The organism is Deltaproteobacteria bacterium (assembly GCA_016709225.1).
Taxonomy (GTDB): domain Bacteria; phylum Myxococcota_A; class Polyangia; order Nannocystales; family Nannocystaceae; genus Xiheibacterium; species Xiheibacterium phototrophicum.
Window position 1 is genome coordinate 1998501 of the sequence record JADJEE010000002.1, and the last position, 12294, is coordinate 2010794.

Below are 12294 nucleotides of genomic sequence, written 5' to 3' on the forward strand. Positions count from 1 at the left end.
CAAGGAATCACCGGATGAGGATGTCAGCTTTGTTGGCTATTCGCCACCTCGGGTCGCGGATCTCGGTCGGCGACCCGGAAGAACGACAGTCGCACGTGGACGGAGGGCCCCGGCGCGACGTGGTGCTCCAAGGCCGGCGGGATCCACTGCGCGTCGCCGGGCCCGAGCAACCGGTCGATCGCCAGCATCGGCATCACGAAGCGGAGCTCGCCGGCATCGATCTCGAGCCGCGCCCACGCACCCTCGCGTAGCCGATGCTCCGCGCGCAGCCCCTGCGGCAGCGTGTCTTCGTCGAATGCGACGAGCCGACCGGCGCGCAACGAGTCCGGTGGCTCGCACTGCGCACAACGACCGCACTCGATGCGCTGACCGACCCGCGCGGCGCGGGCCTCCGCGTCGAGCAGCCATGGCATCGACGTCAGCGGTGGACGATGGCGCAGGTGTCGACGATGGCCACAGTCGAGCCAGGCGATCCACTCGCCGCCCTCGTCGAGCTCGATGGCGAGCATCGTGCGTGCGATCCCATCAACGACGCCTGACATCGTGGACAGCCTCCACCGTCGCGCTCGCGCCCGCCAGCGCAGAGGGTGCGTCGGCCTCGTTGGCGAGCCAGGCGTCGATCCGCGGCCTCCAGCCGGGTGAGCACACGATCGCCGTGCGCCCTCGCAGGTGCGCCACCGCCTCGCGATCGGCCGCCGCGCCGCTCAGCTGCGCGATGAACCACGCACGCACGAGTCGCTCGGCATCGCGGAGATCCTCCGCTGCGACGTTCGTCTCGAGCGCGACCCGGACAGCCCCGCGCCGCTCGCGGTCGTCGTCTTGTGTGGCGAGCAACGCATCGAGCATGTACGCCGCCGTGCTGTCGCGCCCATGGTTTCCGACGTCGCGGAACAACTCCAGCCCGGGCTCGCGGTCGCCCGCCCACGCCAACACGAGTGCCGCCCACGCCGGCGCCGAGCTCAGGCGCCATGGACGGGCGTCCTCGCGCCAACGCGCGAACGCGGCGCGGGCCAGGGGCACCGCGGCCGCGGGGTCCGACAGCGCCAACGAACCCAGCGAGACCGAGAGCGTCCGCTGCGACGCAGACGTCAGCATCGCGTCCAAGGACAGCTCGCCACAGCGCACGCACGCCGATGTCGCCTGCGACCGGCAGGCGTCCGTGAGGCCGACGCAGCGGTTGCACTCGAGTGCACGCGGCACCCCTGCGTGCAGCTGCTCCCACGACGCCAGCCGCTCGATCGCGTCGTCGAACGCCGCGTTCGCACGATCGAAATCCGCATCGGTGCCCCCGCGCGCCGACGCCAGCATCGCGCCGGCACGGGCACCGAGCGCGATCGCGAAGTCGGGGTGGTCCTCGCCGAAGGCGCTGCGCGCCAGCGCGACCGCGGCGTCCGCCGATGCCAGTGCTTCGGGGACGCGGCTGGCGTTGAGGTTGACGCTGACCGAGAGCAGGAGCGCGTCGAAGGCGAGATCGGGCCGCTGTGCATCGTTCGCAGCCTGGAGCATCGCCGCCAGCGCTTGCACGGCTTCGCTCCGCTCGCCGCGGGCGTTTGCCACCTGCGCGAGCACCCGGTGCCGTTGGGCCTCGAGGTCGGCGGGACGTCCGAGTCGCGCACTCGCGGCGTCCATGCGCTCCAACGCGATGCGTACCGCACTCTCGTCGCCGAGCGAGCCGATTTGAGCGGCCGCGATCCGATGCCATGCGAGCGCGACGCGGCGATCGTCGCGGCTCGCCTCCGCCGATGCGAGCGCGTCACGCAGGAGCTCCAGCTTCAGGCGATCCTCCTCGCGGGCAGTCGCTGCGCGGGCGCGCAGCAGCAACACATCGGTGTAGAGCCCCTCCTCGCCCAACGCCTGCGCGCGCCGTCCGAGCTCCGCGAGCGTGGCGTCGCCGAGCTCGGGCGAGGTGATCTCCGCGAGGTTGACGACCGCGATGTCGCGCTCGAGTGCTTGCACCGCCGCCCGCAGCTCGAGATCCTCCGCGATCGGCGGGAACTGCTGCAGGTTCGCCTCGTCGTCACACGGCTCGAGCGCGTCGAGCCCCACGCCTGCGAGCACGAACCGCTGCGAGTGCACGTCGCCGCCGCGCGCCTGCGCCACGGCGAGCTCCAAGGTGGCGAGGCCGTGGTCGACGCATCGCTGTCGACGGCGACTCTCGGCGCTACCGCGCCCCTCGCAGGCGCGGCGGCTGGCGGCGGCCAGGTCCGCTGCGGTCGCGTCCAACCTCTCGTGACGTCGACGCCAGAGGTCGAGCTCGCCCGCCGAGAGCGGCCCCTGCAGCGCGCTCTGCATCTCGGCAGCGACGCCGTCGCTCCACACCGCCGTCACCGGCGCGTCGGCGTCGGCGCATCGCACCGCCCCCTGGACCAACGCGACCGCGCCGGCGATCACCGCCGTCGAGGCCACCAACAACCCCGCGCGGCGGCGCAAGCGTGTGCGCCCGCGCTGCAGGGCGTGCACGATCTCGTCGAAGTCGCCGTGCCGCGCCGCAGGGTCGATGGCGAGCCCGGTCAGCACGATGCGCCGCAGCCACGGCGGCACCGCGTGGCCAGCGGGCCAACGCACGGTGCGAGCGTCGCGGAAGACCAGCGCGGCGGTGTGCAGCGAATCGATCGCGCGGGGGCGGGCACCGGTCAGGGCCTCGAACATCGCCACGCAGAAGGCGTATTGATCGGTGCGCTCCGAGGCCGGCGCGCCGGCGACCTGCTCGGGCGCGAGGTAGGCCGGCGTGCCGCGGATCGCCAGGTCCGTCCGCGACGCACCGGTCGACCCCTCCGACACGGGCGGGCGGCGCGACGCCGACGACCCCTTCGCCATCGACGCCAGCCCGAAGTCGACGACCTTCACGATCGCCGGCATCCCCGGCTGCGGCGCGGCGACCAGGACGTTGTCCGGCTTCAGATCGCCGTGCACGACCCCGGCGGCGTGGGCCGCTCGCACGCCGTGGGCGACGGCGAGGAACACGTCGACCACCTCGCGCCACGACCGCGGCAGCTGGAGGTGGCGCGTGAGCGTGACACCGTCGACGTACTCCATCGCGAGGAACAGACCCTCGCTCAGCGGGCCGACGTCGTGGATCGCGACGATGTTGGGGTGCTGCAGTCGCGCCAACGCCTGCGCCTCGGACACCAACGCCGCCGGGTCGCCGCCGCGGCTCGCCACCAGCTTGAGCGCGACGCGGCGATCGAGCATCGGATCGTAGGCGCGCCACACCACGCCCATGCCTCCGGCACCGATGCGGTCGAGCAGCAGGTAGCGGCCGATCCGCGCCCCGCTCATGTCCTCGCGCCACCCCGACGACGTGACGTCACCGTCACCCTCGGTTGGATCGCCCCCGCTCCCCAGGCCCGTCACCGCCGCGGCCAGGCTACCGCACTTGCACGGGCCCGCGATCGACGTTGTCGGAGCGGTACTTCCGCATGCTGAAGCAGCGGCCCTCGTGGATCGCCACGCTCACGTCGGAGAACTTCACCGGCTTGGTCGCGCGCCCGTTCTCTCGCGCGGCGAGGTGGACCTGGAAGTGCAAGTGCGAGAACATGCTGATGCCGACGTTGCCGGTCGCAGCCAGCTGCTGGCCCTCCCAGCAGTGCACCGGGTTGCCGTCGAATACGTACTCGTCTCCGCTCAGCGTACCCTTGAGCGCAGCGATCGCGGGATTCACCGCCGTGAAGCCGCCCTGCTGCAGGTGCAGGTAGTGCGCAACCGTGCCGTCGCGGTGCTTCACGTAGACGTAGTTGGCGACGTCGTTCGAGGGGCTCGACATGGTGTTGCCGTCCTTGTCCTCGCGGAAGGCCACGATGTGGCCCTCCTTCGCGCACAGGAACGGCTGCCCCAGCGGCAGCGACCAGTCGTAGGAGAACTCCTCGTCGGTGGTCCAGGTCATCATCACACCGGCGCGGTTGGGCTCCTGCCAGCGGCGGAAGAAGTGGCTGATGAAGCCGTGGTGGCCCTGCACGCAGTACCGCTCGCCGGCGAAGGGCAGCGCGAGGTCGGTCACGCCGTAGGCCTGCGCGGGATCGAGTTGCCCGTCGTTCACGAACACGTGGCCGAGCAGGCCACCGATGAGCCCCGTGATCGCACCGGCGAACAGCTGCGCGACGCAGCCCCCCACGACGTAGCCGGGATTCGCGACGAAGGTCGCGGTCTGCGTGAAGTAGTAGATGATGACGAACACCACGATCGTCAGCACCACCGAGGCGATCATCGCGATGATCGTGATGGTCCAGTTCTTGTTGCTGAACTCGGCTTGCCGCCCGGCACCGATGCCGATCGCGAACGCGAGCCACATGCCGCACAGGCTGGGGAAGAAGAAGATGTCCGCCCGCGGCATGCCGAAGGTCCCGGTCGCGCCATCCATCACGGGCAGCGGTGGCGTCGGAAGCATCGAGAGGATCGTGAACACCACCAGGGCGAGGAACGCCGCGAACGCCAGCGCCATCACGATCACGCCGGGCACCAGCCCGAACGTGACGTGGTTGGCGTAGGCGAACACACCCAGGCACAGCACGCCCGCGGGCAGACATGCGCTGGCGCCGGGCACCGCCAGACCGACGATGGTCAGGGCGATCGAGGCCAGCAGCATCACCAGCCACACGATGTCGCGGATCAGCAGGATCCACGGCTCGTCGGCCCAGAACATCGGACCGAGCGTGACCGGCCCCGGCGCGCCCGCGGGCTTGGCCACGTGCTTGCGCCGACAGACCAGGTCGGCGCTGCGCAGCGTCGTGGTCTGCTGCACCGTGGCGCCCGCGGCCAGATCGAACTCGAGGTTCGCGCTGGGATGGGTGTCGTCATGGACGTGATCGGTCTTGCTGGCGTTGACGCGCACGTGGCCGACCGGCACGTTCTCGAAGCGCGCGATGCCGCTTGCGTCGGTGGTGGCGAAGCTGATTCCGCCCGCCGCAGGCATCAGCGACACCGACGCTTCTTGCAGCGGACGATCGGCGTCCGAGCCGTCGTCGGCGAAGGTGTCCCAGCACAACGCCTCGAGGTTGACCGTGATCTCGACCGTGCCGAAGCGCGGCGCCGGCGGTGCGGGCCGACGCGGCGGGCGGTGCGACCCGCGTCCGACTGATCCCTCGCCGGTCTCCACCATGGTGCACCCGCTAGTTGACCTGGGCCTTGCCGCCGGCCAGGCTCACGCGCCCGCCACCACCCTCGAGCGCCAGCTTGGTCTCGGCCTTGGCGTCGAGCTCGTCGGCGTCGGCCTGGATGCGCTTGCCGTCGATGACGATGCTGGCCTCGCCGCTGTCGACCGTGATCTTCTCGGCCTCGAACAGCGCGTGGGCCTTGTCGCCCGACGACAGCCGGGCGTTGGCGTCGAGCAGCAGCTCGGCCTTCTCCTTGGCGGTCGCGCGGGCCTTGTCGTCGAGCATCACGATGGCGCCGGCGGCCGCACGGATCTCGAGATTCTGATCGAGGAAGCCACGGCTGCCGTCCTTCGATTCGACCAGAGCGTTGGCGTCGAGCACGATCTTGGCGCCGCCGCCGGCCTGCAGGGTGATGCGCTCGGGCGTCATCACGATGCTCGAGCCCTTGCACTCGAGCCGGATCTCCTCGGGCGCGCGCACGAGGATGGTCTTGGCGACGTCGAGCACCCAGTGATCGCTGACCTTGATGGTCTCGCCCGCAAAGCCGCTCTTGCTGGCGCCGTCGATCACCACCGTGCGGCTGCCGTGCACGGAGATGCGCTCGTCGCCGCCGACCTTGCGCGTGCGATCGTTGCCGACCCGGTGGGTCTGATCGACCTTCACCTCGGTGCCGTGGTGGCGCAGCACCAGCTCGTTCATGTCGAGCTGCGCGCGCAGGAACAGCTCCTCGCGGCCGGCGGAGTCCTCGAAGCGCAGCTCGTTGTAACCGCCGTTGTACGGCGTGCTCTGCGAGCGGATGGTGCTCCGTGTGCGCTCGTCGGGCAGCGGATACGGCGGGGGATTGCGGCCGTTGTACAGGCAGCCGCTGACCACCGGGCGGTCGGGGTTGCCATCGAGGAACTCGACGATGACCTCCATGCCCACGCGTGGCAGGAACAGCGCGCCCCAGCCCGCACCCGCCCAGCTCTGCACCACCGGCACCCACGCCGACGAGCTCGCGTCGGCGCGACGACTGCGGCCGCGCCCCTCCCCCTCGCGATCCCAGTGCATGAGGATCTTGATGCGACCGAACGCGTCGGTGTGGATGTCTTCGCCCTCGGGGCCGGTGACGGTCGCGGTCTGCGGCCCGTACACCCGCGGTCGCACCGGCTCGGGCGAGAAGATGCGATAGCGCGGGCTGGGCACCGCGACGAACGCGTTGTCGTAGGTTGCTGCGACATCGACCGTGTCACCGTCGGCGAGGATCTCGTGCACGACCTCGAGCGCGACCAGGCGCTCGTGGGTGCCGAGCCCCTCGATCTCGAACACGACGCCGGCCCCCAGGGCGCTGGAGGTGCTGCGGCCGCGCACGACGAAGTCGTCGGCCTGCGCGCGCTCGAGCACCAGCTGTGCCTGCGCGGTGTCGTCGTCGTGGAGCAGCACGACCTTTCCGCCCGACGAGACCTCGCGACTGCGTCGCTCGCTCGGCAGGTAGACCTCGCGATGGTTCTCGGCGACCAGTCCGCGCGGCGACTCGGCATGGCTGCCGCGAAGCGGCGCCGCCGGCAGCAGCCAGTCGTGGTGCGCGACCGTGGCCTTGGTCGCGACGCCACTGCGCTCGACCACCAACGCGCGCACGGCCTCGCGCGCATCCTCGCCGCCGACCACGACCGGTAGCCGCACGCCTTCGGTGCCGGCGTGCTGCGGCAGCCCGCCCTCGCTGTCGACCAGGCGCATGACCTCGTGGGGGCCGTCCTGATCGAACACGAAGGCGATGCCTTCTTCGTGCAGCAGCCGTCGCACGAAGTCGAGGTCCGACTCGCGGTACTGCACGCAGTAGTCGCGCGGCGGTTGTCCGTCGTGGACGAGCCCGCTGTCGTCGAGCGTGCGCTGGTGGGCCGCGAGGCCCTCGGCCGGCGCCCCCGTCGGGGCGTGCAGGCCCATCAGCAGATCACGGACGATCTGCGGCACCGTCATGTCCTGGAAGATGCGGCAGTCGATCCGCTGCGCGCTCGTGGCCAGCGCGGGGCCGAGCTCGAGGTCGATCGCCAACATGCGGAGGTCACCGCGCAGCACCTCGATGCCGCGGTGTCGGACGCTCGACACCACGCCATGGAACGTGCGCCACACGCTGCCGCGATCGAAGCCGAACTCGGCGCTCGCACCGACCATCGTGTCGACGTCGGCGTCGAGTTCCGGCGTCAGCAGCGACAGCGTGATCGCGTAGGCGCGTGAGAGCCCCTCGCGCACCACCGCCCGTCGCACGTGCCAGCTCAGCGCAGCGTCGGCGCACTCGAAACGGGCTTGCACACCGCCGTGGGGGGTCGTGGGCAGCGGATGGGCATCGGACGGCGATGACACGGGCAACGGCTCTGGGCGACGAGGCGAGTGACTCTACACGGGCGGCATGCGTGACCCCCGGCGAGGCTGGTAGAGTCGCGTTCGCGTCGATGTGACCTTTCGTGATAGCCTGTCGATGTCGACGGCCCGCGTGTGGGGCTGTCCCGCGAGGGCCGTTCGAAACTCACGCCGCTATCCGCCGCCGCAGCCCGTGCCTTCGACGAGATCCCCTCGGATCCGGCGCCGGCCACCCTGATTCGGCGCTCCCACTACTGGGCCGGCAACGAGCGCTCGCTGTACCTCTGCCACCAGGCGGTGGCACGACGCCGCGGCGCGTACCTCGGGGTCGGCAGCGACCAGAACTACCTGCTGGCGGGCTGGGCCCGCTCCGAGTTCGCGACGGTGGTCGACTTCGACCAGGGCGTGGTCGACCTGCACCGCTGCTACCACTCGCTGTTCCGACACGCCGCGACCGCGGCCGAGTTCGTGGCGTGCTGGTCCGACGAGGCCCGCGAGCGCACCAGTGGGCTGCTGGCCGACGAGCACGAGCGGCCCGAGGGCGCCCGCATCGGCCGTGCGTTCCGCATGGCGCAGCCGCTGGTGTGGGAGCGACTGCTCGAGCTGCGTCGCCTGCAGAAGCGCTACCAGATGGCGTCCTTCGTCGACGACGCCGAGCAGTACGATCACATCCGCCAGCTGGTGTGCAGCGATCGCTTCGTGGTCGTCCGCGGCGACTTCGCGGGCGACGCGACCATGCCCGCGCTCGCGCAGGCGCTGCGTGGCGCCGACCTGCGGCTCGGCGTGGTCTACCTCTCGAACGTCGAGCAGTACCTCGAGTACACCCCGACCTTCCGCCGCAACATGCTCGCGCTCGATGTGCTCGACGACGCGGTGGTGGTGCGCACGCTCGGCTGGAAGGTGTTCGGCTACGCGCCCGGCGAGCAGTACCACTACAACGTCCAGGGCGCGCCCGCGTTCGCGGCGTGGCTGCGCTACAGCGAGGTGCGGCGCCTGCCCGACCTGCTGCGCTTTCGCACCAAGACCGTGGAGCGCGGCCTTTCGGTGCTCGACCGCGCCCCCGACCCCTCGCTACCGCGACCGGAGATCGCCGAGCCGATCGAGGCCCCCGACGACGACGACCGACTGCACGAGGCCGAGCCGATCGTCGCAGAGTAGGCCGCGCTCAACCGACCGCGTTGCGGCCGTTGTGCAGCAGCATGTCGCCGAGTCGGCAGACGTTCTGCCCCTCGAGCATGACGTCGAACGAGTACATGAGGAACTCGCACGGGCCCATGTTGCGGCCGGACATCAGGCCGCCGGCGCTGCCGGCCTCGTCGCCGCTGCTCTTGGCGTACTGGGCACCCTTGGTCATCGGCATGCTGCCGTCGGTGGTGACGGTGGTCGGGCCGCCGACGGTGTCGCTGGCCTGACCGATGTTGGGGTACGGGATCGGGATCGGCCCGGCGGAGCTCGGCGTGTTGCACACGTCGGGGAACACCGTGCTCATGCCACCGCTGCCCTGGTGGACGGTGCCGCGGCCGTTGGCGAAGACGTTCTGACCCATCGCATCACTCCTCGTTCTAGTCGAGCTCGACCACACCAACGCCGACCGGCCCGTGATCGGACATCGTCCACACCATCGCCGGGCCCGACCTGTGCCCCGCGAGCAGGCGTCGGTGCGCATCGACGAACGAGAGCGCGGCGAGGGCCGCACCCGCATCACCGATGCGATCGGCGATGTGCTCGATGACGGTGTCGGGCACGAGCACGTCGCGGTGGCGTAGGCACGCCACGCCCCACGACTTGGCCTCGAAGCTCTCGCCGACGAGCCCCGCCCACACGCTGCCGAGCGGCGCCGTGCGATCGCCCCATGGACCCTCGCGCGCGCGCTCGATGGCCTCGGCGAGCCCCTCGCCGCGGGCTGGCGCGGTGCCGAAGCGACAGCCGGGATCTTCGTGGCACCCGATCGCGCGCAGCACCAGGCCGCCGCGGCGATGCGGCGACGCCGACAGCACCAGCATGCCCGCGCCCTCGCCGAGCACGCGCCCATCGCTGGCGAACGGTGCACCCAGCGTGCGGCGGCGGCCGTGCTCGGCGGCCACGCGGGCTGGATCGGCGTAGCTGTCGACGCCACCGCAGACCACGACGCCGTCGTCGCGGGGATCGAGCCGTGCTGCCGCGGTCGCGAGCGCCTCGAAGATCGCCGCGCGCCCGCGCGGGAACAGCTGCGAGCGCGCGGGGTCGATGGCCACGCCCGCGACCGCAGCGATTGCCGGCCACAGCGCCGCCGCCGAAGGCACGGCGACATCCTCGCGGGGGTCGGCGATGCCGAGCAACAACGCCACCGGCGACGGCGGCAGCGCGTCGCCCAGCGCGTCGGCGAGCGCGAGCCCGGCCATCGCCGCGATGCGCTGCGCCCACGGCGACAGCGACGTACCGGTGGCCGCCCGCGCGGCGTCGTGGGCCAACGCGAGGTCTTGCGCGGCGACCAGTGCCATCGTGACGGGCTCGCCGCCCTGCGGCCAAGGTCCGTCGTGGAAGCGTGACAGGCCCGCACGCAGCGACGCGTCGGTCTGTACCGCGCCCACGCCGATCGACGTGAGTGCACCCGAAGCGACGATGCGAATCGCGCTCACGCGACCTCCACCGAGCTGCGAGCGATGCCGATGCTCACGCGCTCGACCGCCAGCAGCTTGCGGTCGCACGACAGCTTGGCGCGCCAGCTCATGCTGAAGCTATCGTCGTCGGGCCACAGGGCGACGGTCTCGAGGCAGGCCGACATGCTGCGCCAGCCACCGCCGACGTCGGCCTCGATCGCGAGCTCGATGGTCGGCAGCGTGAAGCGCAGCGGCCCCTGTCGCGAAGCGCCGAGCACCACCACCGGCTCGCCGCCGGCCAAGAAGCGGGGGAACACCAGCTCGGCGGGTGCGACGTTGAAGAAGCGACGATCGAAGTCCGCCGGCAGCAGCGGCGATCGCTTGCGTACCCACTGCGCGTCGTAGGTGCCGGCAAACTGCGCGCGCGGTCGCCAGCCCGGCGCGATCGGACCGAACCCGACCGCACGCGGGCGCTCGCCGCCACCTTCGATGGGCGCCCTCGGATCCTCGAGGTTTGGCACCGGTGCGCCGGCGCGACGATCGATGCCGACCCCGACCGGGTTGTGGGCCGAGAGCTCGCGGACCCACGCGTCGCCACCGTCGACGCGACCTCCGAGCGCACGCTCGTACACCAGCGGCAGCTCGACGAACGGCGCCGGCGACGACACGCGATCGAGGCTGCGGAACTCGCGATCACCGAACACCGCGATGCTCTTGCTGCGCTCCGCGACCGCGACCGACACGGCCGCCTGCGTGACCGCGCGGCCGCCCTCGGCGTGGGCACAGCCGTGCAGCACCACATCGGTCCCGGCCTTGCCGAGGTGATGCTCGCCAGCCTCGATCAGGCTCGAGGCATTCGGCTCTCCGAGGTGTAGATCGACCCGCGCGATGGCGAGCTGCTGGGCCGCCAGCGCAACGGTCGGCCGCATGGTGAAGGTCGCCTTCACGCACACGAACAGCGCGTCGACACCGTCCTCGTCGGGCAAGGCGGCCAGCGCTGCCGCCAGCGGCGTGTCGTTGTCGAGCTGCAGCATGGCCTACGCCCCACCTGCGCCGGCGGCTCGATTCGGGTAGCCCGGCTGCGCCGCGTGCGACAGCGCAGCGAGCTGTGCCCACTGCACCCGCGACCACGCGCGGGTCTCGAGCTGCTGCGCACCGCCGCTGCGCGCGGCCAGCTCGTCGGCGAGCCGGTGGCGACGACGCAGCGGCGTGCGGGCCAGTCGCGGCAGCACGTCGCCGGGATCGAACGGCTCACCCTCGAGGTGTCGCTGGTGCTCGAGCATCCGCGGGCGCCGCTCGAGCCAGCGCTCGCGCAACGCGGCGGGATCGGGCTCGGGTAGCATGAGCTCGTCGCGTGGGACGTCGAGCGGCGCCTCGCGCCCGGGCGGCGGTGTGGGATCGATGCCGGTGATGCCTCGCAGCGCGTCGGCGGCCAGTCGTGCGTGCGTGGGATCGTCCAGCCGCGCGGCGCAGAGATCGGCGGCACCGACGGTGCCCATGCACCACAGCGCGTCGAACACCGCGCGCGCGTCGACGCCAGGACGCTGCAGTCGCACGGGCAACACCGGCAGCAGTCGCTCGCCCCGCATCGCGACCAGCAACGGCAGCAGCGCATCGCTACCGGGGATGTCGTCGCGCACGGCGTCGGCGGCCTTGGCGACGGCACCCTCGAGGCCACGCAGCAGCGCCGCCCGAGCCGCCGCGACGCGCAGCTCGGGATCCGAGCGTCGCAGGCCCCACTCGATGTACGGCACGGTCCAGCGGTCACCCACGCACGCGGCCAGCCGCAGCGAGGCCAGCTGCACGGGCTTGGCGTTGCGCTCGATCTGAGCGTCGATGCCGGGTGGCAGCGGCCAGCGACGGAACGCGAACGCGTCGAGCACCGCGGCCTGCACCTGCGCCGGCATGCGCGGGACGTACTCGACCAGCACCTTCGGCCACTGTGCGCCGGTGCTGCACGCGATTGCCTGCGCGAGCGCGGCGAGCCGCCGCGGCGCGGCCCCGAGCAGCGCCGCCGCGACCTGCTCGATGCCCTGCCGGGCACCGCCGACCAGCAGGTGTGCCGCAACGGCCGCGGGACGATCGCGCTTGCCGAGCAGCGCCGGCAGGAGGATCTCGTCGGTCGCCCGCTGCTCACCGAGCCGCACGCCATCGAGCGCGCCCTGCAGTCGCTCCTCGACCCAGTGCAGCACGCTCGTCAGCGTGTGCCTTGGGGACTCGAGCGCGTCCTGCCAACGCGCCCACAGGAACGTGGCCTCCGAGAAGCTCTCGGTCACCAGGTCCCATCG

At 71.8% G+C, this 12294-nt stretch carries 9 protein-coding genes; 1 reads left to right on the forward strand and 8 read right to left on the reverse strand.

From position 1 onward, the window contains the following. Positions 1–23: 23 nt before the first annotated feature. From IPH07_22455 to tssI, 4 genes are read right to left on the reverse strand one after another with little or no spacing between them, the layout of a single operon-like run. Complete coding sequence (locus tag IPH07_22455; GenBank protein MBK6920179.1) at positions 24–542, reverse strand: DUF3565 domain-containing protein; 519 nt, start codon at positions 540–542, stop codon at positions 24–26. Continuing rightward, positions 526–3354, reverse strand: a complete 2829-nt coding sequence (locus IPH07_22460; GenBank protein MBK6920180.1) for a serine/threonine protein kinase — start codon at positions 3352–3354, stop codon at positions 526–528. The genes IPH07_22455 and IPH07_22460 overlap by 17 nt, the downstream gene beginning before the upstream one ends. Before the next feature lie 13 nt (positions 3355–3367). Beyond that, positions 3368–5095 carry a hypothetical protein gene (locus IPH07_22465; GenBank protein MBK6920181.1) on the reverse strand — a complete coding sequence of 576 codons (1728 nt, stop codon included), beginning with the start codon at positions 5093–5095 and terminating at the stop codon, positions 3368–3370. Between the two features lie 10 nt (positions 5096–5105). Beyond that, positions 5106–7430: a type VI secretion system tip protein VgrG gene (gene tssI, locus IPH07_22470; protein ID MBK6920182.1), complete on the reverse strand. Its 2325-nt coding sequence runs from the start codon at positions 7428–7430 to the stop codon at positions 5106–5108. Between the two features lie 132 nt (positions 7431–7562). Here tssI and IPH07_22475 point away from each other — a divergent pair, with 132 nt between their 5' ends. Next, positions 7563–8585 carry a hypothetical protein gene (locus tag IPH07_22475; GenBank protein ID MBK6920183.1) on the forward strand — a complete coding sequence of 341 codons (1023 nt, stop codon included), beginning with the start codon at positions 7563–7565 and terminating at the stop codon, positions 8583–8585. A 7-nt stretch (positions 8586–8592) separates the two neighbouring features. On the opposite strand, the gene IPH07_22480 is transcribed toward IPH07_22475, so the two are convergent. From IPH07_22480 to IPH07_22495, 4 genes are read right to left on the reverse strand one after another with little or no spacing between them, the layout of a single operon-like run. Beyond that, on the reverse strand, positions 8593–8973 hold the full coding sequence (locus IPH07_22480; protein ID MBK6920184.1) for a DUF4150 domain-containing protein: 381 nt from the start codon (positions 8971–8973) through the stop codon (positions 8593–8595). Positions 8974–8989: 16 nt separating this feature from the next. Further along, on the reverse strand, positions 8990–10045 hold the full coding sequence (locus tag IPH07_22485; protein MBK6920185.1) for a hypothetical protein: 1056 nt from the start codon (positions 10043–10045) through the stop codon (positions 8990–8992). Then, on the reverse strand, positions 10042–11040 hold the full coding sequence (locus IPH07_22490) for a DUF2169 domain-containing protein (protein ID MBK6920186.1): 999 nt from the start codon (positions 11038–11040) through the stop codon (positions 10042–10044). Before IPH07_22490 ends, IPH07_22485 begins: the two co-directional genes overlap by 4 nt. A 3-nt stretch (positions 11041–11043) precedes the next feature. Then, on the reverse strand, positions 11044–12282 hold the full coding sequence (locus IPH07_22495) for a hypothetical protein (protein ID MBK6920187.1): 1239 nt from the start codon (positions 12280–12282) through the stop codon (positions 11044–11046). Between the last annotated feature and the right edge of the window lie 12 nt (positions 12283–12294).